Below are 22559 nucleotides of genomic sequence, written 5' to 3'. Positions count from 1 at the left end.
TCCCCCGCGCTCCCGTGGTGCGGGGGGACCCTGAAAGGAGGCCCCAATGGCACAAACGATGCAATTCGACCTCGTGAGCCCCGAGCGGAGCCTGGCTTCGCTGCAGGCCAGCGCGGTTCAGATCCCCGGAGCCGAGGGTGACATGACGGCGATGCCTCAGCACGCGCCGACCATCACCACCCTGCGCCCCGGCGTGCTGAAGGTCGAAAGCCCCGAAGGCAATTCGGAGTATCTGGTGACCGGCGGTTTTGCCGAAATCGCAGGCGACAGCCTGTCGGTTCTGGCCGAACGCGCGATCCCGATGGCCGAGATGACCCGCGATCAGATGAACGATCTGATCGAGGAAGCCCGCGAGATGTACAAGACCGCGAAAGAGGAAGACCAGCCGCACGGCCTGGTCGAGGACGCAGCCAAGCTGCTCGCCGACATGGAAGCCCTGGGCACCCATATGTCCCTCTGATCCAGGCGCGGATTGGACGAATAAGAAGCCGGCTCCCAGTGGGGGCCGGTTTTTTGTTGGGCCGCCTAAGACGTTTTCCTGGGAGGGAAACGCCCAGGAAATCTGGCAATTTTTCTAGCCGGAGTTTTGTTGAAACTCCGGGCGGCAGACTGAAAACGGCACAATCAGCCGGGCATGGAGCCTGCCTTGCCAGGCATCAAAGCCTGCGCTCGATCCCGCGCATCAGGGTGAACGTCCGCCGCCAGAGTTTTTCATACTCCGGGACCGACCGGGTCCGGTAGAGTTCACTGGCCTGCTCGAATTTCCCCGCTTCCAGAAGGGTTGAGATTTCCTGCCCGGTTGCAATCGCGGTCTCAAACAGCGCGATTATTTCGGACATTTCCGACGCGGTTTGCTCATCCGTGCGGCCTCTGCGCAGCTGCGCCTTGATCCGGTTGAGGTTGAGCGGGATGACCTGTTTGGAAACGCCGGAGAACACGTCGATCTCAGAGCCGTCTTCATTGGCCGGGCGGGCCCAGCCACCGAGATGCGCAACAAGTGCCTTGGTTTGAAGGTGGTAGAGGTGACGGGAATCATGCTCGACCGCAACGATGGATTCATAGTCGGTGATCAGTTGTTCGGCCGGATCAGTGCCTGAACCGGCCTGAGCGGCGGCGCTTACCGAAGTGGCCATGACCATTGCGGCAGCGATTGCCAAAAGCATTTTCCTCATCAACTCCTCCCAGTAGGCTCCGGCCGAGTGTACCACAGGGCACCCGGCCTGTCCGAACCGGCCCCGGATCTGCCCTTGAGACGGGCAGCGTATCCCGCCAGCAGGGATCCTTTTCCGCATTTCGCCACCGTCCCCGGCTGCTGTTCAAATCACCCAAGCCTTAACCCAATTCTCACCAAATTTTCCGAAATTGCCCTGAATGACGTTTACCTAACCAGCAGGATTCCCCGTGACCGATTGGACCTCCGGCTATGTCGCCGGCATCGACTACACCTTCGACTTCCACCGCCAGTTGACCCCAGCCTTGCTGGGCTTCACCGCAACCGCCCAGGGCCACCGGCACGGGCTGGACGGCGCGGGCCTCACCTATTGCGAGCTGGGCTGCGGCCAGGGGTTCTCCGCCAACCTGCTGGCTGCCGCCAACCCGCATATCGAATTTCACGCGATGGACTTCAGCCCTTCCCATATCGCAGGCGCCGCCGAGCTGGCGCAGGAGGCGGCGCTGGACAACATGTTCTTCCACGAGCGCAGCTTCGAGGATTTCGGCGATACCTCCGGCCTGCCTGCGTCATTCGACATCATCGCGCTGCACGGGGTCTACAGCTGGGTGTCAGAGGAGAATCGCCAGCATATCCTGCGTTTCATTGCCGACCGGCTGAAACCGGGCGGCTTGGTCTATGTCAGCAGCAACACCCAGCCCGGCTGGGCTGCCGCGATGCCGCTGCGCCGGATCCTCGCTGCCCGTGCTGAGCAGGGCCGGGGCACCCTGCAAGACCGGATCAGGGAAGCGATGGCGTTTGGCCGCCAGCTGGCCGGCGCCGGCGGCGGTTATTTCGAACGGAACCCGGCGGTTGCTGCCCGCCTTGAGCACATGGCGTCGATGCCGGAAAACTATGTGGCGCATGAGTATTTCAACAAGGATTGGACCCCTTTCTTCTTCGAGGACCTTGCCGCCGAACTGGGCACTGCCAAGCTCAGCTTTGCAGGCTCCGTCAGCCTGATGGACAATCTCGACTGTGTCCGCTTCACGCCAGAACAACGCGCCCTGCTGGACAGCGAAAGCGACCCGGTCCGCCGCGAAGGCCTGCGCGATGTGCTGCTGAACGAGCACTTCCGCACCGATGTTTTTGTCAAAGGGCGGCTTGCGCATACCCCGCGCGGTGAAATCGGCGCCTGGTTTGCCACAACATTGGCCCTGACCCGCCCCTACAATGGCGGCGCGCTCAAATTCCACCACCGCAGTCAGGATGTGCCGCTGGCGCAGGCAGAATACGCGCCCGTGCTGCAGGCGCTCTCCCAAGGCCCGGCCACGGTGCGCAGCCTGCTGGATCAGGGCGCCTTCGGCACCATGGAATGGGGCGCCATAACCCGGATGCTGACGGTGCTGGCCGGCACCGGCCAGATCGCCCCGGCCTTGCCGCAGGAGGGGCTGGAGCACCGCACCGCCGCTTGCCGCGCCTTCAACCTCGCGGTCTGCAAACGGGCCGAGGAAAGCGATGCCCTGCGCTATCTCGCTTCACCCGTCACCGGCGGCGGGGTGGAACTGGACCGGTTCGAGCAGCTGTTTCTTCTTGCCCGCAGCGAGGGGCTGGAGACGCCCGCGGACTGGGCTGCCCTGGCCTGGCGCATTCTGGCGCCGCAGGGCCAGCGCCTGCAGCATGACGGAAGGGTGCTGGAGACGGAGGAGGAAAACCTCGCCCTCCTGCGTGCCCGTGCGGGTAATTTCGCAGCCCGCCGCCTGCCGCTCTGCGAAAGCCTCGGGGTGACGCTGGAAGACAGCCGCCAGGCCCCGGCGCAGGCGCAGAACGCCGCGGCCTGAACCGTAGGAATGCAGGGGCGGGAAAACATGCGCCATCCGCCCCTCATTAGCATTTCGGCAAGCACTGGCCGGTAAACAGGACCGGTACAAGACAACCACTTACAGGAACCGAAACGTGTCCTTTGAAGACCGCGCGCTGGCTGCTCAATCCACGGGCCGGGAATCGGCCTTTGCCCTTGATGAAGTGTTCTTTTCCCGCACCGATCCCCGCGGTGTGATCCAGGCCGGCAATGCCGTGTTCAGCCGGGTCGCCAAATACCCGCTGGAAAAGCTGCTGGGGGCGCCGCACAAGGTGATCCGCCACCCGGACATGCCGCGCGCGGTGTTCCAGCTGTTGTGGGATACGATCAAGGGCGGCGAAACCGTTGGCGCCTATGTCAAGAACCGCGCCAGCGACGGCAGCTATTACTGGGTTTTTGCAGTGGTCACCCCTTGCGACGGCGGCTATCTCTCCGCCCGCATCAAACCGACCAGTCCGCTGCTCAAGACAGTGCAGCAGGAATACGCCACCCTGCGCCAGGCCGAACTGGCAGAGGAGCTGAGCCCCGAGGACAGCGCTGCCCGGCTGCTGGCCCGCCTGCGCGAGCTGGGCTTTGCCACTTACAGCGACTTTGCCGGCCACGCTTTGGCTGAGGAACTGCTGGCGCGTGATGCGGGCCTGAAACGCCCGCCATGCGCACGTCTCGCCGAACGCCGCGCAATGCATTCCACCGCCGGGCAGCTGGTGGCGGAGACCGAGGCGCTGGTGCAGGAGTTTGAATCGATGCGCACCATCCCTCATAACCTGCGGGTCATTGCCTCGCGCATCGAACCGGCCGGCGGCCCGGTGACAGTGCTGTCCCAGAACTACAGCGCCATGTCGCGCGACATGTCGGACTGGTTTGAGGCCCACGTCTGGGGCAAGGACAGCAACTTCCGCGCCATCAAGGGTACGGTAACGGCGGCCATCTTTGTCGAGGGGCTGGCCCGCATCCTGACCGAATGCGGCCATCAGTTGGAACAGGAAGACGGCAGCGCGGCGACCGACATCACCCGCGAGCAGGGCATTCTGAGCGACCTTACCGGTATCCAGTTCAGCAAGGCGCGGAGCAGCCTGCAGGACGTCCGCTTCGAGGCCGACCGCATCCAGAAGGCGTGTCAGACCCTGCACCGCCATTTCATGGCGCTGACCACAACCCGGGTGCTGTGCAAAATCGAATGCGCCCGGCTGGGTAATGTCGGCGAGACCCTGAACACCATCATCGACGAGCTGGGACGCTTCCAGGACCGGATCTCGGCCCGGCTGGAAAAGATCAGCGAACTCAGCACCGCGCTGGCCAGTGACGAGGGCTGAGCCTACTCCTTGGCTGCCTTCTCTGCCCAGCTCTTGCGGAAGGAGGCAGGCGACTGCCCGTACCGCTTCTTGAAGCGGATCGACAGCTGGGTCGCGCTGCTGAAACCTGTGGCGGCGGATATTTCTGCCACCGTCATGTTGGTCTCATTCAGCAGCGCCAGTGCCCGGCCCACGCGCAGGTCGATATAGAACTGCACCGGTGAGGTACCGACATAACGCTGGAACAGCCGCTCCAGCTGGCGCCGCGAAATCTGCGCGTGCTCCGCCACCACTCCGACCTCCACCGGCTCCTCGATGGTGTCGTGCATGAACTGCATGGCGTTGATCAGATGCTGGTTGCGGCTGCTCAGCGCTACCGAATAGGCCGACTTCTGCAGCGCCTCGCGGTTGTTGGACCGGAAGTGGATGCACATGTCAGAGACAATCACCGCCAGATCCTTGCCGTGGTCGGTCTCGATCATCTCCAGCATCATATCGGTGGCCGCATTGCCGCCGCCGCAGGTCAACAGCCCTCGGTCGATCTCATATAGGTTCGACGTCGGCTCCAGCCCCGGGAAATATTCGGAAAACGACGGCTGGTTCTCCCAATGCAGGGTAAAGCGCTGCCCCTGCAAAAGCCCGGCCTGGGCCAAAGCAAAAGCCCCGGTGCAAATGCCGCCAAAGCGGCTGCCATGGGCATTCTGCCGCCGCATCCAGGACAGCACCTTGGGGCTGGCGCTTTCTGAGGGTTCAATGCCCGCACAGACAAAACCGAAACTGCCCCGCGGCAGGTCTTCCAGCGTCATGTCGGTGTTGATGCCGATCCCGTTGGAGCAGGGCACCGGTGCGCCGTCCTCGCTCAGCAGGAACCAGCGGTACAGCTCCTTGCCGGTGACCTGATTGGCGATCCGCAACGGCTCCACCGCAGCGCTGAAGGCCAGCATGGTCAGCTTCGGCAGAAGCACAAAGTAGATATCCTTGGGCGGCCCGTCGTAATCGACCCGGAAACTGGCCGCACCCTTCGGGACAAAGCTGCGGAGTGTCATATCGCTAACCTAACAGATGGGACGTTCACAGTGAAACGCGCGCCGGAGGGGAGGCTCCGGCGCGCAGGGGGGATCAGGCGGTCAGTTCCTGCACCGGCTCGCCGCTATCCTCCCAGGCCGCGATCTCTTCGTCGCTTGCCTTGGGCGAGAACAGCCCGGTCATCGCATAGAAGATGCCGATGAGCGGTGACAGCCAGCAGGCAAAGGCCAGCGGGATGTACAGCAGGTTCTCGAAGTTGCCATCGGCAATCCCCAGCGCCAGAGCCGAGATCACAAAGGCGCCGCCCGCGTTCCAGGGGATCAGCGGCGACACCAGCGTGCCGCCTTCCTCGATGGCGCGCGACAGGTTCAGCGGCGAGTACTTCATGCCGCGGTAAACCGGCGCATACATCCGGCCCGGCAGGGCAATGGAAAGATACGGATCGCCCGCCACGGTGTTGGTCGCAACCGAGGTCAGAATGGCCGAGGTCTGGATGCCGGCAAAGCTCTTCACCCGGGCAATGATCACCTCGATGATCGCCTGCAGGCAGCCGGTCCGCTCCAGCGCGCCGCCGAACCCCAGCGCCAGCAGCACCAGCGAGATCGTCCACATCATCGACTGGATGCCGCCGCGGTTCAGCAGCGGGTCGATCTCGGCCACGCCGGTGTCGATGGAATACCCGCTGTTGGCGAAGGTAAATGTCTCATGCAGACCCGCGCCCTGGCACGCCATCGCCATGATGCCGCCCACGACCGCACCGGCAAACAGCGACGGGATCGGCGGCTGTTTCTTCACCGCCAGCACAATGACCAGCAGTGCGGGCAGCAGCATCAGCGGCGAGATCCAGAACGCATTGTCCAGCGCTGCGGTGATCGCGTCGATCCGCTCAAACGACACTTGCGAGGTGTCGATCAGGGTGAACCCGACAACCAGATAGATCGCCAGCGCAATCAGCATCGACGGCACGGTGGTCGGCAGCATGTTGCGGATGTGATCGAACAGGTTGGTGCCGGTCACGGCCGGGGCCAGGTTTGTGGTGTCCGACAGCGGCGAGATCTTGTCGCCGAAGAACGCGCCGGAAACCACCGCGCCCGCGGTCCAGTACATCGGAATGCCAAAGCCTGCGCCAATCCCCATCAGCGCCAGGCCGACGGTGCCGACGGTGCCCCAGGAGGTGCCCAGCGACACCGACACGATGGAGCACAGCACCATGCCCGCAGCCAGGAACAGTTCCGGCGACAGGATTTTCAGGCCGTAATAGATCAGCGTCGGCACCGTGCCGCTGGCAATCCAGATGCCGACGATCATGCCGACGGTGATCAGGATAGACACCGACGGCAGCGAGATGTTGATGACGTGGAACACGCCCTCTTCGATATTGTCCCACTTGTGGCCCAGCTTCAGGCCGACCAGCGCGGTGATGGCGATGCCGATCGCCAGCGGGATATGCGGGGTGAAATCCCCGAAGTAGAACAGCTGGATGCCCAGTACCAGCAAGGTCAGCAGGATCGGCAGCAGCGCCAGTCCGAGACCGGGTTTGGCAATATTCGGATCAGATGGTGACACGGGGTATCTCCTCCCTTTGGTCAAAACGCCTGACTTTGGCGGATGCAGATACACACCAGAGATCGCCGCCGCGGACTCGATGCCAGCGCGCCGGAATCCACAGATATTGCGACATTCGGGAAGAATGGCCTCTTTCGGGGATTTTCGGATGATAGGAGGGAATATTCCCCTCATGGCACGCCGGGCCAATGCGCCAGGAAGGGGGGCAGCCCTGGCCTCAGCACTGCAAGAAAGGCCATAGGCAGCGCGGCTTTTCGGCTGGTTTCTGGATTATACCGCTGTATGACTTACTCTGAGAAACGGGCTAACGGCTTGGGAACCGGAATGAAACGACTGCGCAATCCCCGCACCGGCGTCGAACAGGGCGATGTCACCGTGTTCTCGGATTTCGAGGACGGCGGCGAGATGTGGACCGGCACCGGCCCGCGGGTGCGGCGCCGGGCGGTGGAGTTCACCGCTGCCTTTGCCAGCCCGCCCGCAGTGCATGTGTCTGTGTCGCTCTGGGATATGGACACCTCCGCCGCGATCCGCGCGGAACTGGTGGCGGAAAACATCACTTGCCAGGGCTTTGATATCGTCTTCCGCACCTGGGCCGACAGCCGCGCCGCCCGCCTGCGCGCCGCCTGGCTGGCGATCGGCGAACTGCCCCACGCTGATGACTGGGACGTCGACTAAACCTCCGCCGTGATGGACCCGGCCCACAGCAGCTTTCGAAATTTCGGGCACTCCAGATGGCTTGGCGCCGGGCAGTCCGCCACATGGCGCAGCGCGTCCTTCAGCACCGTCAGCTCGCGGATCTGCGCCTCCAGCGCATCGGCGCGGGCGTGCAGCTGGTCCCGCGGCAGATCGGGCTGGCCGTCCTTGCCGAACATGCCTGCAATCTCCTGCAGCGAAAACCCCGCCGCCTTGCCCAAGGTAATCAGCGACAGTTGCAACAGGACCTCCGGTCCGAACTGCCGCCTGAGTCCCTTGCGCCCTGCGGAGGTGATCAGCCCCAGATCCTCGTAATACCGCAGGGCAGAGGGCGCCACGCCGGAGCGTTCCGCGACCTCGCCGATATCCAGAAGTTTCATCCTTGACCTCAAGCTGACTTTAATTTGCAGGCTGCCAGCCTTGCACGGATTGAACAAGGAAAATCCCTGATGACGAGCAACAATCAAAGCCTCTGGCGGCATCCCCAGGCCATTGCGCTGCTGATGGCCGCCAGCCTTACGGTGATGGCCAACGCCACCATCAGTCCGGCACTGGCCGGGCTGGAGCAGGAGTTTGCGGAGGTGCCAGACGCGGGCTTCCTGGTACGCCTCCTGGTCACCGCGCCCTCGCTGGGGGTGATGCTGACTGCGCCGCTGGCAGGCTGGCTCACTGACCGCAGCGGGCGGCGGCGGGTGCTGCTGGCCGGTATCTGGCTGTTCCTCCTGTGCGGCACCGCGGGGTATTACCTGCCGGACCTGTACCTGATGCTCATCAGCCGCTTTGGCCTTGGCATTGCCGTCGGGCTGATCATGACCGCGCAGACCGCGCTGATCGGCGACTATTTCACCGGTGCCAGCCGCCAGGCCCTGACAGGCCTGCAGATTTCGGCCCGTAATTTCGGCGGGCTGGTTTTCATCGGCACCGCTGGGCTGGCCGCCACCCTGTCGCCGCGGCTGCCGTTCCTGATCTACGGTCTGGCAGTGCTGTGTCTTTACACCGTCTGGCGCCACGCCCCCGAACCCCGGCGCAGCACCGGCGGGGCAGGGCAGGCAGAGGCACCGGGTCACCCGGCCTGGCCGCTTCTGGTCATTGCCGTCTCTGCCCTGCAGATGCTGACCAATGGCCTCTTTTTCATGATGCCAACCCAGCTGCCGTTCTTCTTTGCCGCCCAGGGCCTCGATAGCGCGCTGATGACCGGGGCCGGGCTGGGCCTCCTGTCGCTTTGCGGCGGTATCGCCGCGCTGTTCTACGGCCGGCTCAAAGCCCGTTTGCCGCATGCTGCAATCTTTGCGCTCGGCTACGGCGCGCTGGCGCTGGGCTTTGCGGTGCTGGCCCAGCAAGGAAGCGCGGCGCTGTCCCTGGCAGGCGCCATGGTTGTCGGCATCGGTTACGCCACGGTCTCCCCCGGTTTTGTTGCCATTACGCTGGCGCTTGCCCCCTCGGGACGGCGCGGCACGGCAGGCGCAATCCTCACGGCTTCGGTGTTCTGCGGCCAGTTCCTGTCGCCCTTTGCCAGCACGCCGGCCATCACACAGTGGGGATATGTCGGCGCTTTCGGTGCTGCCGCAGCCCTGCTGGCGCTGGTGGCGGCAACAGCCGCCGCCGCGACCGTCTTAGCCGGCCGCCACCGTGCGAGAGCCTGAAAAGCAAAAAGCCCCGCAACCGCGGGGCTTTCCAATTCGATTTAACAGCCGCCTCAGCCCCCGTTGGAATAGAGGCTCTCGTAGATCGGAACCAGCGTCTTGTCCTCGAACAGCGAGGACACGGAGGTGCCGTGCCAGATGTTCAGGATCGCCTGAGTAAACAGCGGCGCGGTCGGCACGATGCGGATGTTGGGCGCGTTCTTTACCGCCTCGGTCGGCTGGATCGTGTCGGTCAGCACCAGCGATTTCATCACCGAATTGCTGACGCGCTCCACCGCCGGGCCGCTCATCACGCCGTGGGTGATATAGGCGTGCACTTCCTTGGCACCGTTGTCCAGCAGCACCTGGGCCGCCTTGCACAGGGTGCCGGCAGTGTCGCACATGTCATCGACGATCAGGCAGATCTTGTCCTTCACGTCGCCGATCACGGTCATCTCTGCCACTTCGCCGGCCTTCTCGCGGCGCTTGTCGACGATCGACAGCGGTGCGCTGATGCGCTTGGCCAGCTCGCGGGCGCGGGCCACGCCGCCCACATCCGGCGACACCACCATCAGCTCGTCCATCCGGTCCTTGAACTGATCTTTCACGTCCAGCGCAAAGATCGGCGAGGCATAAAGGTTGTCCACCGGAATGTCGAAGAAGCCCTGGATCTGGGCCGCGTGCAGGTCCATGGTCAGCACCCGCTCGATGCCGGCGCCGGTCAGCATGTTGGCGACCAGCTTGGCCGAAATCGGCGTGCGCGCCTTGGTGCGGCGGTCCTGGCGGGCATAGCCGAAGTAGGGGATCACTGCAGTGATGCGCTGGGCCGAGGAGCGGCGCAGCGCGTCGGCGATGATCAGCAGCTCCATCAGGTTGTCATTGGCCGGGTTCGAGGTCGGCTGGATGATGAACATGTCCTCGCCGCGGACGTTCTCATAGACTTCGACGAAGATCTCGCCGTCGTTGAACCGCTCGACGCGGGCGTCCACCAGCCCCTGGTCGACACCGCGGTGCAGGCTCATGCGGCGGGTAATGGCTTGGGCAAGAGGAAGGTTGGCGTTCCCAGCAATCAGCTTGGGTTCGTTCAAGGTCGGCATTGGCTGTGATCCCCAGGCAGCAATGGCAATGTGTCAGATTCGTGATATTGAACCCCGCTTATCATGCACTTACCCTCGCGCAAAGTTCTAAGCGGGAGAAACAGCTTTTGGTGGCACGCAGGCGCAGCCCTACAACCCCTCGTCAAAACCCGCATCGTGAAGGGCCAGCTGCATGAGCCGCGCCCCGCAGGTGTTCCATCGCAGCTTCGGTCAGGGGCCTCGGTCTGTTCTGGCGGTGCATTGCTCGCTGGCCCATTCCGGCGCCTGGCGCGGCGTGGCAGAGCAAATGGCAGAGGAGGTCACCCTCACCGGTTTCGACATGCTCAGCCATGGCCGCAGCCCGGACTGGGACGGGCAGGGCAACTACCAGCTCTTGAACATGCAGGCAGGGCTTTCGCTGCTGACGGTTCCCGTGGACCTCGTCGGCCACTCCTTCGGCGCCACCGTGGCATTGCGGATGGCGATGGCCAGGCCGGACCTAGTGCGCAGCCTCACCCTGATCGAGCCGGTGCTGTTTGCCGCCGCGCGGGACGAAGACCCCGCCGCCTTTGCCGCTTTGGAAAAGGCCAGCCAGCCGGCCGAAGCCGCCTGGGAAGCGGGAGACCGGGAACTCACCACCCGTCTGTTCAACCGCATGTGGGGGATCGGAGAGGTGAAATGGCCCGACCTGCCAGCCCCCGCCCGTGCGGCAATGCTGCGCGCCATGCCAGTGGTGATGGCCAGCCGCGCGGTGCTGCATGAGGACGCAAACGGCACCCTGGCCCCCGGCGCACTGGCTCCCGTGACGATGCCGGTGCAGATTCTGACCGGCGCGGACAGCCCGCCGGTGATCCCCGCCATCGCCCGCAGCCTTTGCCGACGCCTGAACGCCGCGCACACCGCGGTGCCGGGCGCGGGCCACATGCTGCCAATCACCCACGCGGCACAGACCGTAGCGTTGCTGCGCAGCTTCTGGCACCTGCACTGACCCTTTGCACCACTGCGATGGACGGGGCAGGATAAGCACCACCGCCTGCAGCGAGGAGACGGCACAGATGGCATCGAAGAAAGACCTGCTGAAAACCCTCCTCAAAGGCTTGGAGACCGGCGACCCGGCCTCTGCCGCCGTCGTGAACGAGGCGAAATACATCCAGCACAACCCGCAGACCCACGAGGGCAGCGAGGGGCTGGCGGAGCTGTTTGCCCGCCTCGCCAAGACCTCGCCCCGCGTCACCTTCAAACGGGTGTTTGAGGATGGCGATTTCGCCTTTGCCCATATCGAATACGATTTCTCCTCCTTGCGCGCGGCGTTCGAAGTGTTCCGCTTCGAGGACGGGCAGGCGGTGGAGCATTGGGATAACATCCAGCCTTTGCGCGGCCCCAACCCCTCCGGACGCGGGATGCAGGACGGCGCCACGGAGATCACGGACCTGGACAAGACCAAAAAGAACCGCACCCTGGCCCGCAGCTATACCGAGCAGGTGCTGATCCGGCGGCAGCTGGACCAGCTGCCGGACTATGTCCACGCGGACCTCATCCAGCACAACCCGGATCTGACCGACGGCCTGCCCGCCCTGCGCGAAGCGCTGTCAGCCACAGAAAACAGCACGCTCGCAATCCAGTACGAGTACCTCCACCGGGTGCTGGCAGAGGGCAATTTCGTCCTCTGCGCCTGCGAGGGGCAGCGGGGCGGCATCCACACCAGCTTCTACGATCTCTACCGCATCAAGGACGGTCGGATCGCCGAGCACTGGGACACGATCGAGGCCATCCCCCCGCGCAGCGAGTGGAAGAACGACAACGGCAAGTTCTAAGCCCGGCCCGTCCTCACCAGGGGTTCGCGCCCTGCTTGGCCCAGACGTCGGTGAAGTTGCCGTGGTTCGGCATCTGCACCGCGGGCAGGGTCTCTGCCGTCATCGCGGTGTCCGCATCAATCACCCCGTTGCGTTCCAGGATATAGGCCGCCAGCGCATAGGCCTCGTCATCGCTCAGCGACTTCGGCGCCTCCAGCGGCATCGCCCGGCGGATGTAATCAAACAGCGTGGTGGCATAGGGCCAGTAGCTGCCTGCGGGCTTGGCCCAGACATCATTGGGGCCAACCGGCGGCATCACCGGGCCCTCGCTGCCGGTTGCGCCATGGCAGGTGGCACATTTTGCGGCATAGATCTCCGCGCCTTGCGCTGCAGTGCCGCTGCCTTCGGGCAGGCCGGTGCCATCGGGTTTCACATAGGTGGCATAAAACGGGATATCCGCGGCCTCGAGCGGCTGCCCCAGCCCCGGTCCTTCGGCGCGGGCGGCGGCAGCAGTCAGCAGCAGGGCGGCGGTGGTGGCGAGTTTAAAGATAGACATTCTGAACCGCTCCTTCTGCCGTGACCCGCCAGGGCTGGATGGCGTTGTAATGCAGGAAATTCGAGGCGTGATAGCGCGCCTTCCAGTCAGCGCGCGCAGGCTGCACCGCGCCGGTCTCGTCGGTGGCGCGGCTCATCAGCACCAGGGGCGATCCGTCCCAGTGCCAGGGCAGGCTGAAGCGTGTCAGCGCCTGCGGCAGCACCGGCCCGGCCAGCGCCGCCTCGGCCCAGCTGGTGCCGCCATCGGCTGACACCTCGACCTTGGCGACCTTGCCCGCGCCGGTCCAGGCCAGCCCGGAAATCTCGTAAAATCCCGGCCCGCTCATGGTCATGGTGGAGGACGGATGGGTGATGAACGACTTCACCCCCATCGCAAAGGTGAACTGCAGCGAGGAGCCATCGGCCAGGATCTCGGTATATTCGCCCGATTCATCCTTGGTATGCACCGGCGCCTCCGTCACCCACAGGCTGGTCAGCCACTTGATGTTCATATTGCCCTCGAACCCGGGCAGCAGCAGCCGCATCGGATAGCCCTGCTCGGGCCGGATCCGCTCGCCGTTCTGGTAGAGCGCCAGCATCCCGTCGCTCATCACCTTCTCCATCGGGATCGAGCGCGCCAGGCTCGGCCCGTCGGCGCCCGCGGCCACCACCCATTTGCCCTCGGGCTTCACCCCGGCTTCCTCCATCAGAATGCGCATCGGGATGCCGGCCCATTCGGTGTTCGACACCAGCCCATGCAGCATGTCGCAGCCCGCCTGCATCGGCTCTGGCATCACCGCGTTGAACAGGCTGTTGCCGGCGCATTCCAGGAAATGGGTCGCCGTCACCATCGGATAACGCTCCAGCGCGTCCAGATCGAACTGCAGCGGGCGTTCCACCAGCCCGTGGATCATCAGATGGTGGCGGGCCGGGTCAATATCGGGCCGGCCGCCGTGATGCACCTCGTAATGCAGCCCGCTGGGGGTGATGGTGCCGCGCAACTTGTGGTGCGGCGTGCCCGACAGGCTGAAGGCCGGCGCCACGTCCTGCCAGGGTTCGATGATGGCGCGCTGCACTGTAGATTCTGCCGCCGCCGGCGCGCCATAACCGCGCGCCCTTGCGCCTGCGGCCTTGGTCCATTCCGGGATTTCCGCCTCTGCCCGCGCCACGCGCGGCTGCAGCAGCCCCGCGGCCGTCCCCGCAGCGGCTGAAGCCAACAGCGTCCGGCGGCTCAGCAGCCCGCCGCCCGCGGCATAGTCCAGCGCCGCGCCGTCAATGGTGGATCGTGTCATTTGAATGTCCCCTCCCTTGCTGGCAAATGCTGCTCGCTCAGGGCCCCAGGACGCGGGTCTTGCCACCCGCTGCTTTCGTTACTCTACCATAAAACAGCCCGCGGCAGCAGGGGCGGCGGCAGGGGGAGAGTGGATAAACCGCGCCCCGCTGCTAAACTCTACCGCAGGTCACGACTGACAGGAGGCTCCCATGCCCGGACTGGATTTCTGGTATTCGATCGGCAGCACCTACAGCTACCTCACCGTGATGCGCATCGGCGATGCGGCGGCGCAGGCGGGCATTCCGGTCCGCTGGCGCCCCTTCAACGTGCGCCATGTGATGACGGTGCAGAACAACATCCCGTTCAAGGATAAGCCGGAAAAGACCGCCTATATGTGGCGCGACATCGAACGCCGCGCCGGGCGCTACGGCCTCCACGTGCGGCTGCCTGCGCCGTACCCGTTGCCGGAACTGGTGCTGGCCAACCAGGTGGCGGCGCTGGGCGCGGCAGAGGGCTGGGGCGAGGCCTATACCCAGGCCGCCTACCGCTGCTGGTTCGAGGCCGGCCAGCCCGCGGGCGAGGACCCGAACCTCTCCGCTAGCCTCCAGGCCGCGGGCCAGGACCCGGGCAGGGTGCTGGCTGAGGCGGTGTCGGACAAGACCGTCAAGATGCTGGCGGATGCAACGGAGGAGGCGATGGCGCTGGGCATCTTTGGCGCCCCCAGCTTCGTTGTGGCGGGGGAGGTTTTCTGGGGTGACGACCGGCTGGAGGACGCGTTGCTCTGGGCGCAGGGCAAGCGCTGACCGCGGCCCTGCTTGCGGTCAGAGTAGCGACAGGAACGCCCGGATGTCCTCCTCCGGCACCGACCAGTCGCAGACAAACCGGGCCGTGACCATCTCGTTCTCCGGCCCCTGCAGCAGCCCGTCCCAAAGGTGATAAATGGCGCCGGCGGCGAACAGCTCCTGATGCTTGCGGCGGGGCAGGGCGGCAAAGATCATATTGGCCTGCGCCGGGTGGGTGAAATGCGCGCCCGCCGCCTTCAGTCCCTCGGCCAGCAGCGCGGTTTTCGCATTGGCAGCGCGGGCGTTCTCCAGCCACAGATCGTCGCTCAGATAGGCCAGCATCTGCGCTGACAGGTAACGGTGCTTGGAAAACAGATGCGCACCGCGCTTGCGCCGGTACTCGAACTCCTGCGCGTGGCGGGGATCAAAGAAGATCACCGCCTCTACCCCCATGCAGCCGTTCTTGGTGCCGCCGAAGGACACCGCATCGACGCCCGCTTTCCAGGTCATCTCCGCAGGCGTGCAGCCCAGCGACACCAGCGCATTGGTAAACCGGGCGCCATCCATATGCACCGGCAGCCCGTATTCCTTGGCCGCCCCGCAGATGGCCTGCAGCTCCTGCAGGCTGTAGACGGTGCCGAACTCAGTGACCTGCGTCAGCGACACCGGCCCCCGCTGCGGCCCGTGCACGCCGCGGGTCTCCTCACCCTCGATGGCGGCGCGCAGCCCTTCGGAGGTCATCTTGTCCGCCTCCGTCACCAGCGTCAGCTTGGCGCCTCCGCTGTAAAACTCCGGCGCGTTGCATTCATCCATGTTGATATGGGCGGGCTTGGTGCAGAACACCGTCTGCCAGGGCTGCGCCAGGGTGGACAGCGCCAGCACATTGGCCGCGGTGCCGGTGGCCACCAGATAGACGGCCGCCTCAGGTGCCTCGAAAATCTCCCGGATCCGCTCCGTCACCTCTGCCATCTCAGCGTCAGAGCCATAGCCCATGGCATAGCCCTGGTTGGCCCGCGCCAGCGCGTCGAGGATCTGCTGCGGCACCGGGCCGGAGTTGTCAGAGGCGAAATGCATCAGCGAAGTCCCTTGTCTGCCAGAGTATCCGTCTAGCAGTAGGCAGTTCCGGCGCCGATGCCAAGCCGCCCCGGCCCGGCGGGTTCAGAACATCCGCGCAAACAGCAGCCCCAGCCCGATGCCGGCAAAGGTCCCGACCGTGGCCCAGACCGTCAGCTGCTTGCCCAGGTGATACTGATGCCAAGCCTGGATCTCCGCGGCCTGCTTGCCGCTCAGCCCCAGGGTCGAAAGGAACGCCTTGGCCTTATAGGCTTCTTTCTCGCTGAAATAGGTGCCGTGCTCGAATGGCATTTGCTGCCCTCCTTGTGGGAAACCCGCTTGGATTCCCTCATCATGGCGGCGGGGTGGCGTGCAATGCAACCTGAAATTGTATTTCTGTTTAACAGTCCCGCGGCAGGGCAGGATCAGCCGGTCGGCTCGTCGATGATGTGGTCCTCCCACTCATCCTCGGCAATCTCAAACTCCGACACCGTCCAGCCGCGCACCGAAACACCTGCCTCATGCACGCTCTCGGGGGTACCGGTCAGCAAGGGGTGCCATTCCGGCAGCGGCTTGCCTTGCCACAGCAGCCGGTAGGCGCAGGTTTCGGGCATCCAATAGGCGTGGGTGTCCAGGTTCTCGGGCTTCAGCACGATACACTCGGGGATGAACTGATGGCGGATCGGGTACTGGGCACAGCGGCAGGTGCTGTCATCCAGCAGGCGGCAGGCCACCCGGGTCAGCGCGACCTCGCCGGTCTCCTCATCCTCCAGCTTGTTCAGGCAGCATTTGCCGCAGCCGTCGCACAGCGCTTCCCATTCCTTCTGGCTCAGTTTCTCCAGCGGCTTCTTCTCCCAGAAGCGCTGGCCAAGGCCGGAGCGGTCGATCACGTCTTTTGCAGGTTTCATAGCGCCGCCAGTATGTCACGCGCCTCGGCGCAATCCGCGTCCATCTGCGCGATCAGCGCGTCCAGCCCGTCAAACTTCATCTCCGGCCGCAGGAAAGCCACCAGCCCCACCGACAGCGTCGCGCCGTACAGGTCGCCGGAGAAGTCGAACACGAAGGTCTCGATATTCGGGACCACGCCGCCGAACATCGGCCGCACCCCGACAGAGGCAGCGCCGTGGTAGCTGCCCTTATGCGGCCCGTCCAAAACATCGACCAGCACCGCATAGACGCCAAAGCACGGCTGATGCAGCCCGTCGATCGACATGTTGGCGGTGGGAAACCCCAGCTCCCGCCCGCGCTGCTCGCCGCCGATCACGGTGCCCTCGATCCGGTGCCAATGGCCCAGCATCTCTTTGGCATCCGCAGGCCGGCCCTCGCTCAGCGCGTTGCGGATCGCGGTGGAGGACACCGCGTGCTCGGAATATTCCATCAAGGGCGCAATCGTCACGCCAAAACCATACTGTTCGCCAAAGTGCTGCAGGTCCTCGGCGTTGCCCGCACGCCCCTTGCCGAAACAGAAATCGGCGCCGACGACCACATGCGCCAGCCCCAGCCCTTCGGAGATCACGTCGCGGGCGAACTCCTCCGGCGTCAGGCTCGACAGCGCGGTATTGAAGTTCAGCTCATACAGCCGCTCCACCCCCAGCTTCTCCAGCCGGTGGGCGCGGGTCTCGGCCCGCATCAGCCGGAACGGAGGGCTGTCGGGCGCAAAATACTCCCGCGGGTGCGGCTCAAACGTCATCACCCCCAGCGGCGCCTCCGGTGCCGCATCGCGGGCCAGCTCGATCACCGACTGATGGCCCAGATGCACGCCGTCAAAATTGCCGATGGCAACGGTGGCGCCCCGGTCCTGGTCTTCGACGAATTCATAATCTCTGACGATACGCATGGCGCATCCGTACCCGCAGCCGCGCGGCGGTTCAAGCGGCCAGTGGCGGGGGAGGGCGGGACCGGCAGTCACAAGGACTCTGGCGGGGGACCGCGTTAAAAGCTTAGAACAGGCTGATTGAAAAAGCGCATCAGGTTAAGGGTATTCGAATCTTGCGACTAACAATTCTGGCCGCAATGGCAATGTATGCAACGCTGCTGACTCAGGCTCGGGCGGAGCTGATCGCCCAATTCACTTTAGGTACAAGTACAAAGAGCTTTGTCCTGATCAAAGCAATCGTTGTATGCTCTCAGTATCCTGAACTGAATGCGAAACGCCTCAGGGGATTTCTGAAAGAAGCCACAGGCATCCAGCCGGATTTTCACATTCAGGATGGGCCATTCCAATTCGTTGACCCGGCTCCGAACAAGGAACGAGTTCAAAAAATGATCCTGGTCGCGGCCGAACAGGAACCAAGCCAGGTCGTTAAGGAATGTATTCAGGAAACCGTACCGTTTGGCGAAAAGGTGTTGCGGCAAGTATATGACACATGGGCCAGAATCGGAGGACCATTGACTGCAGATGTGCCAAACAGCAGTATTTTGGGACCTGTGAAAACGTCCCGGCATTACTCCTATGTCAATGATGACAATGGCAAACGGGAATGGGTAATAGTAACTGTTGCGTCAGAGTTTTCAAGCACGCCCCATGAAATCAATAGCACAATGATTGGCCTTTTCGATCTGGACCAAAAGGTTTGCCAGGGAAACAGGTTCTGTCTGGCAGAAGATTGAGTGACTAGGGCGCACGCTGCCGCCGGGTTTCACAGGGGCTGAGGCTGCAGGTTGAGTGGCATGTTCACAGGGTGTTGCGGACCCACCGTACGCCCCCTTCACGCAATCCTCATGCCCCTCTGCCATACTCCCCAATGATCGCGATCCCCCGCCATGGCTCCGCGCATGGGCCATGATACGAGGCGCAGGCATCTTTGGGCTGCCTGCGCGACACCCCGGAGACCGGCCCTGATAAAAAGGGGGTCGTCCAGGATATCCTGTCCGAGCAGGCCCCCGGCGGGGTCTGTCCACCTCCACCCGGCGGCGCCGCCCCCTTAACTGGGACACAGCGCAACACCCGAACGGAACGAAAGAAACAACAGGCACGGCAAGAGAAAACCGCCAAGGGCAGAGGCCCCCGGCGGCTGAAACTGCTGCGCGCACCGCGCACACCGCGCCTGCGCTTCTTTCTGGTCCGAAATACCCAGGGGGTGAGCGCCAAAGGCGCGAGGGGGCAACGCCCCCTGTCCGGGCTCGGCCTCTGCCTCAGTCGAACTTGCGCGATGGCGCCATCACCATGGCCTCGCCCACCAGCACCTTCTTGCCATCCACGATGCAGCGGCAGTCCAGCTTGACCCGGCGCTTGTCGATCACGATGTCGGTCACCTCGACCTCCGCCAGCACCAGGTCGCCCGGGCGCACCGGCGCCAGGAATTTCAGCGACTGGCTCATGTAGATGGTGCCGTGGCCCGGCAGCTGCTCGCCAATGACGGCTGAAATCAGCCCGGCGGTGAGCATCCCGTGCGCGATCCGGCCCTCGAAAATGGTGTCCTGGGCGTAATCGTCATCCAGATGCACCGGATTGCGGTCGGTTGACACCTGGGCGAACTTCTCGATGTCCTCATCGGTGATGACTTTGCGCAGGTAACGCACCATGCCCATCTCGATGTCCTCGATGCAGATGGTTCCGCGCGGCATGTTGTCCAACATTTCATCCTCCGTTCGCCCGGTCCTGATCGTGCTGCTTGACCGTTTGGCGTTGTAACTTTTGCGCGCCAGCGTGACGCCTTGCGCAACTTTATTACTTTGCAACTGCAGAAAATCAAGAAGTTTCTGACAAAAGAAAACCCCGCCCAAAGCGGGCGGGGTTGCAAGGCATAGTAAGCTGGAAGGGGTGCCGGCCGCTGTATTTACCGCAGGAAACCAATGGCATAGCTGGGCGCGGACTGCTCCTGCGCCAGATAGGCTTCCAGTGCCTCCGGGTCCGGCTGGACTGATGTCTTTGTCTCTCTGGCTGCAAGCCCGCCGGTAATGAACAGGGAATCGATGCCTTCGCCCATGGCGCCGGCAATATCCGTATGCGGCCCGTCGCCGATCGCCAGGATCTCGGAATCGGCAATCCCAGGCGCCACCTCCTGCAGCCGCAGCCGGGCCAGGTCATAGATCGGCGGATGCGGTTTGCCGAAGTACAGGCTCTCGCCGCCCATCTCGGTATAAAGCCGCGCCAGAGCGCCCGCGCACCATTCCCGTTTCTCGCCGCGATCGACGATGATGTCAGGGTTGGCGCACAAGAGCTTCATCCCCATCTGCTTGGCATAAAGGAAATCGGCCCGGTTCACCTCCGGGTCTGCCATGGTGTCGAACGGGCCGCAGCAGACGATGCCCTCGGCCTCCTTCAGCGGCACCCGGGTGATCTCCACCGGGTCATGGATCACGTGCAGCGGCTCGAAAAAGCCCGCATCGCGCTCCCACTCACCCATGAAGTAGACCTTGTTGCCCACGGCACCGGTGAACATCGCCGCCCGTGCGCTGTCGCCGGAGGTGGAGATCGTGTCATAGGCATCATCCGGCACGTTGAACTGGCCCAGCTGCGCCGCCACACCGGCGCGCGGCTTCGGCGAATTGGTCACCAGCACCACGATGCCGCCCGCCGCGCGGTAGGCCTGCAGCGCCGCCACCGCATCAGGAAAAGCAGTGATGCCATTGTGCACGCAGCCCCACAGGTCCACGAACAGCGCCTTGTAGCGGCTGGAAATGTCGGAAAGGGAGTTGATGATCTGAGTCATGTCCGGGCCTTCGCGCGTGGGATCTTTGCCGCCAGCTATGGCAGAGACGGCAGCAGAAGGCCAGTGGTCCGCGCGCCCCGGAATTGCCGCCGTTCCGTTCAGCTACCGTTAAAAAGCTGCATCGGGCCTGCAGATTTTTCAAAAATTAACCCGGGCGATCTTGTATGTCAGAAAACAACCCTGTGGTGATTTTGTCATGTTTCGCAGTCCGTCTATTTTTCGCACGATGTCCCTGAAACGGCGGCTTCTGCTGTCCGGCGTCATCGCCATGTCCTCGGTGGTTATCCTGGCCACGGTATCGCTCTTCAGCCTGTGGCAGAGCGAGCTGAACCTGGAAAAGCAGATCAATGTGACCCAGGCGGTCCGGCATGAGCTGACGGCGGACATGGCCCACAGCAAGGTGGAGGCCGCGGTGGTTTCTGCAGTGGTGCTGGGCCAGAACGGGGCGGAGGACCGCAAGGCAGAGCTGCAGGCCGCCATGGAGGCTGAAGCAAAAAAATTCCGCACCGAGATGGAGTTGCTGCACGGGCTGGAGCAGCCGGAGCATATCCGCAACATGGTGGCGTCGCTGCTGCCGCTGGTCGACGGGTTCAACAATACGGGTGCAGAGGTCGTGGCGCTCGCCTTTACCGACACGGCGGAAGCCGTCGATGCGTTGCCCGCCTTCCAGTCCTACTCCGCTACGATCTCCGAAAAACTGTCCAGGCTTGGCACCGCGATCAAGGCATCAGCTTCAGAAACCGCGATTGAAGCACGCCAGCATAATTACAACCTGCTCTATCTGGTGCTGGGTATTTCGGCGGTTGCGACGGTCATCATGGCCCGCAATTCCCGCAAGGTGACGCTGACCATCACACGGCCGATTGAACGGATGCGGGCCGCCCTGCGCGAGGTGGCAGAGGGCGACTTCAGCCTCAAGGTTGCGGACCGGATGCGGGCGGATGATTTCGGCGAGATTGCCAAGGACATTGATGCGGTTTCGGGCCGCGTGGTCAAGGCGCTGGAGGAGCAGAACAAGCTGCGCCAGGAAGGCGAGGCAGTGATCGAGCGCTTGCGCCAGGCGCTGCAGCATCTGGCAGAGGGTGACTTCAGCGACCAGATTGCTGAACAATTCGGGGCCGATTACGATCCGCTGCGGGTGAATTACAATGAGACCGTCGACAAGCTGAATGAGCTGCTGTCCAAGGTGGTGCAGGCCGGCGGGCGGCTGAACAGCCAGGCGGATGGCATCCGCACCGCGGCAGAGGATCTGTCGCAGCGCACCGAAAGCCAGGCGGCGACACTGGAGCAGACCGCCGCGGCGCTGGAGCAGATGACGGCCAGCGTCAATTCCTCGGCCCAGAACGCGCAAGAGGTGCAGGGCGCGGTTGAGGCCGCCCGCGCCGATGTGGAGCGCAGCGGCGAAGTGGTCGAGGGCGCGATTGCGGCGATGAACGAGATCGAAAACTCCTCCAACCAGATCAGCCAGATCATCGGCGTCATTGACGATATCGCCTTTCAGACCAACTTGCTGGCGCTGAATGCCGGGGTGGAAGCCGCCCGCGCGGGCGAGGTCGGGCGCGGCTTTGCTGTGGTTGCGTCCGAGGTCAGGGCGCTGGCGCAGCGCTCCTCTGACGCGGCGATGGAGATCAAGACGCTTATCAGCGCCAGCTCCGGCCATGTGCAGGACGGCGTCCATAAGGTGGATGGCGCCGGCAAGGCGCTGGAGACCGTGGTCACCCAGGTCAGCCGCATCACAGAGCTGGTGGCCGGCATCTCCCGCCAGTCGGCAGAGCAGGCGCAGGGGCTGAACGAGATCAACATAGGCGTCTCGCAGCTGGACGCGGTGACCCAGCAGAACGCCTCGATGGTGGAGGAAACCGGCTCCGCGATCCGCGCCATGAGCGGCGAAACCGTGGAGCTGAACCGCATGGTCGGCCAGTTCGTGCTGCTCGACCGCGCCCGGCCGGATGCGCTGGACACGCAGGTGAAGCCCGGGCCGGCAGACATGGGCAAGCAGCAGCTGGACACGGAGACGGTCTATGAAGAGGCCATGGCGGCAAGCCTGGAAGAAGACCGCTGGGAGGACTTCGGCGATGAAGGCGCAACCTGGTCCGGCAAAGAAAGCGAACCGGCTGCCCGCTCCGCCTGAGGCAAGCCGCTGGAATAACCTGGCGTGAGTAAGAGCCCGGCCTCCGTAAGGA

At 63.9% G+C, this 22559-nt stretch carries 23 protein-coding genes; 10 read left to right on the top strand and 13 right to left on the bottom strand.

Annotated features, from left to right (window positions below):
• Nucleotides 1-46 precede the first annotated feature (46 nt).
• Nucleotides 47-460: a F0F1 ATP synthase subunit epsilon gene (locus RA21_RS15445; RefSeq protein ID WP_019298630.1), complete on the top strand. Its 414-nt coding sequence runs from the start codon at nt 47-49 to the stop codon at nt 458-460.
• A 196-nt stretch (nt 461-656) separates the two neighbouring features.
• Here RA21_RS15445 and RA21_RS15440 read toward each other — a convergent pair whose 3' ends face one another.
• Nucleotides 657-1172, bottom strand: a complete 516-nt coding sequence (locus tag RA21_RS15440; protein ID WP_152610568.1) for a hypothetical protein — start codon at nt 1170-1172, stop codon at nt 657-659.
• A 229-nt stretch (nt 1173-1401) separates the two neighbouring features.
• On the opposite strand from RA21_RS15440, the gene RA21_RS15435 reads away from it, so the two are divergent.
• On the top strand, nt 1402-2991 hold the full coding sequence (locus RA21_RS15435) for a class I SAM-dependent methyltransferase (RefSeq protein ID WP_039150475.1): 1590 nt from the start codon (nt 1402-1404) through the stop codon (nt 2989-2991).
• 115 nt (nt 2992-3106) lie between these two features.
• Nucleotides 3107-4324 (top strand): PAS domain-containing protein, encoded by a 1218-nt coding sequence (locus tag RA21_RS15430; RefSeq protein WP_039150472.1) that lies wholly within the window; start codon nt 3107-3109, stop codon nt 4322-4324.
• 2 nt (nt 4325-4326) lie between these two features.
• Here RA21_RS15430 and RA21_RS15425 read toward each other — a convergent pair whose 3' ends face one another.
• Together RA21_RS15425 and nhaC are read right to left on the bottom strand one after the other, a co-directional pair.
• Nucleotides 4327-5349, bottom strand: coding sequence for a GlxA family transcriptional regulator (locus tag RA21_RS15425; RefSeq protein WP_039150470.1), 1023 nt, complete (start codon nt 5347-5349; stop codon nt 4327-4329).
• Between the two features lie 73 nt (nt 5350-5422).
• Nucleotides 5423-6895 carry a Na+/H+ antiporter NhaC gene (gene nhaC, locus RA21_RS15420; RefSeq protein WP_039150468.1) on the bottom strand — a complete coding sequence of 491 codons (1473 nt, stop codon included), beginning with the start codon at nt 6893-6895 and terminating at the stop codon, nt 5423-5425.
• A gap of 324 nt (nt 6896-7219) precedes the next feature.
• Between nhaC and RA21_RS15415 the strand changes: the two genes are divergently transcribed.
• A complete protein-coding gene (locus tag RA21_RS15415) occupies nt 7220-7570 on the top strand; it encodes an H-type lectin domain-containing protein (RefSeq protein WP_039150465.1) in 351 nt (116 codons plus the stop codon).
• Here the strand turns inward: RA21_RS15415 and RA21_RS15410 are convergent.
• Nucleotides 7567-7968: a helix-turn-helix domain-containing protein gene (locus RA21_RS15410; protein ID WP_039150462.1), complete on the bottom strand. Its 402-nt coding sequence runs from the start codon at nt 7966-7968 to the stop codon at nt 7567-7569. The two genes, RA21_RS15415 and RA21_RS15410, sit on opposite strands and share 4 nt — an antisense overlap.
• 69 nt (nt 7969-8037) lie before the next feature.
• Here RA21_RS15410 and RA21_RS15405 point away from each other — a divergent pair, with 69 nt between their 5' ends.
• Complete coding sequence (locus RA21_RS15405) at nt 8038-9231, top strand: MFS transporter (protein ID WP_039150459.1); 1194 nt, start codon at nt 8038-8040, stop codon at nt 9229-9231.
• Between the two features lie 53 nt (nt 9232-9284).
• On the opposite strand, the gene RA21_RS15400 is transcribed toward RA21_RS15405, so the two are convergent.
• Nucleotides 9285-10307: a ribose-phosphate pyrophosphokinase gene (locus RA21_RS15400; RefSeq protein WP_039150457.1), complete on the bottom strand. Its 1023-nt coding sequence runs from the start codon at nt 10305-10307 to the stop codon at nt 9285-9287.
• Between the two features lie 172 nt (nt 10308-10479).
• On the opposite strand from RA21_RS15400, the gene RA21_RS15395 reads away from it, so the two are divergent.
• Both RA21_RS15395 and RA21_RS15390 read left to right on the top strand, forming a co-directional pair.
• Complete coding sequence (locus RA21_RS15395) at nt 10480-11274, top strand: alpha/beta fold hydrolase (protein ID WP_039150454.1); 795 nt, start codon at nt 10480-10482, stop codon at nt 11272-11274.
• A 67-nt stretch (nt 11275-11341) separates the two neighbouring features.
• A complete protein-coding gene (locus RA21_RS15390) occupies nt 11342-12100 on the top strand; it encodes a nuclear transport factor 2 family protein (protein WP_039150452.1) in 759 nt (252 codons plus the stop codon).
• Nucleotides 12101-12113: 13 nt separating this feature from the next.
• On the opposite strand, the gene RA21_RS15385 is transcribed toward RA21_RS15390, so the two are convergent.
• Together RA21_RS15385 and soxC are read right to left on the bottom strand one after the other, a co-directional pair.
• Complete coding sequence (locus RA21_RS15385; protein WP_039150449.1) at nt 12114-12635, bottom strand: c-type cytochrome; 522 nt, start codon at nt 12633-12635, stop codon at nt 12114-12116.
• Complete coding sequence (gene soxC / locus RA21_RS15380; protein WP_039150446.1) at nt 12622-13905, bottom strand: sulfite dehydrogenase; 1284 nt, start codon at nt 13903-13905, stop codon at nt 12622-12624. The genes RA21_RS15385 and soxC overlap by 14 nt, the downstream gene beginning before the upstream one ends.
• Nucleotides 13906-14095: 190 nt before the next feature.
• On the opposite strand from soxC, the gene RA21_RS15375 reads away from it, so the two are divergent.
• Nucleotides 14096-14689: a 2-hydroxychromene-2-carboxylate isomerase gene (locus RA21_RS15375; protein WP_039150442.1), complete on the top strand. Its 594-nt coding sequence runs from the start codon at nt 14096-14098 to the stop codon at nt 14687-14689.
• Nucleotides 14690-14707: 18 nt separating this feature from the next.
• Here RA21_RS15375 and RA21_RS15370 read toward each other — a convergent pair whose 3' ends face one another.
• From RA21_RS15370 to RA21_RS15355, 4 genes are all read right to left on the bottom strand, one after another.
• Nucleotides 14708-15742, bottom strand: a complete 1035-nt coding sequence (locus tag RA21_RS15370) for a threonine aldolase family protein (protein WP_039150439.1) — start codon at nt 15740-15742, stop codon at nt 14708-14710.
• An 84-nt stretch (nt 15743-15826) separates the two neighbouring features.
• Entirely contained in the window at nt 15827-16033 is a 207-nt protein-coding gene (locus RA21_RS15365; RefSeq protein WP_019298646.1) for a hypothetical protein, read from the bottom strand.
• 113 nt (nt 16034-16146) lie between these two features.
• Nucleotides 16147-16629 carry a YcgN family cysteine cluster protein gene (locus RA21_RS15360; protein ID WP_039150438.1) on the bottom strand — a complete coding sequence of 161 codons (483 nt, stop codon included), beginning with the start codon at nt 16627-16629 and terminating at the stop codon, nt 16147-16149.
• Entirely contained in the window at nt 16626-17558 is a 933-nt protein-coding gene (locus tag RA21_RS15355) for a bifunctional riboflavin kinase/FAD synthetase (protein ID WP_039150433.1), read from the bottom strand. The genes RA21_RS15360 and RA21_RS15355 overlap by 4 nt, the downstream gene beginning before the upstream one ends.
• Nucleotides 17559-17710: 152 nt before the next feature.
• Between RA21_RS15355 and RA21_RS15350 the strand changes: the two genes are divergently transcribed.
• Nucleotides 17711-18331: a hypothetical protein gene (locus RA21_RS15350; RefSeq protein ID WP_152610567.1), complete on the top strand. Its 621-nt coding sequence runs from the start codon at nt 17711-17713 to the stop codon at nt 18329-18331.
• Between the two features lie 525 nt (nt 18332-18856).
• On the opposite strand, the gene RA21_RS15345 is transcribed toward RA21_RS15350, so the two are convergent.
• Both RA21_RS15345 and RA21_RS15340 read right to left on the bottom strand, forming a co-directional pair.
• Nucleotides 18857-19300, bottom strand: a complete 444-nt coding sequence (locus tag RA21_RS15345; protein ID WP_019298602.1) for a MaoC family dehydratase — start codon at nt 19298-19300, stop codon at nt 18857-18859.
• A 200-nt stretch (nt 19301-19500) separates the two neighbouring features.
• Nucleotides 19501-20376 carry a TIGR01459 family HAD-type hydrolase gene (locus RA21_RS15340; protein ID WP_039150427.1) on the bottom strand — a complete coding sequence of 292 codons (876 nt, stop codon included), beginning with the start codon at nt 20374-20376 and terminating at the stop codon, nt 19501-19503.
• Nucleotides 20377-20602: 226 nt separating this feature from the next.
• Between RA21_RS15340 and RA21_RS15335 the strand changes: the two genes are divergently transcribed.
• Nucleotides 20603-22507, top strand: coding sequence for a methyl-accepting chemotaxis protein (locus tag RA21_RS15335; RefSeq protein WP_241483512.1), 1905 nt, complete (start codon nt 20603-20605; stop codon nt 22505-22507).
• Nucleotides 22508-22559 lie beyond the last annotated feature (52 nt).

Source organism: Leisingera sp. ANG-DT (genome assembly GCF_000813785.1).
Taxonomy (GTDB): domain Bacteria; phylum Pseudomonadota; class Alphaproteobacteria; order Rhodobacterales; family Rhodobacteraceae; genus Leisingera.
The sequence above is the reverse complement of the archived record's forward strand: the minus strand, read 5'-3'. Positions and strand labels throughout refer to the sequence as shown.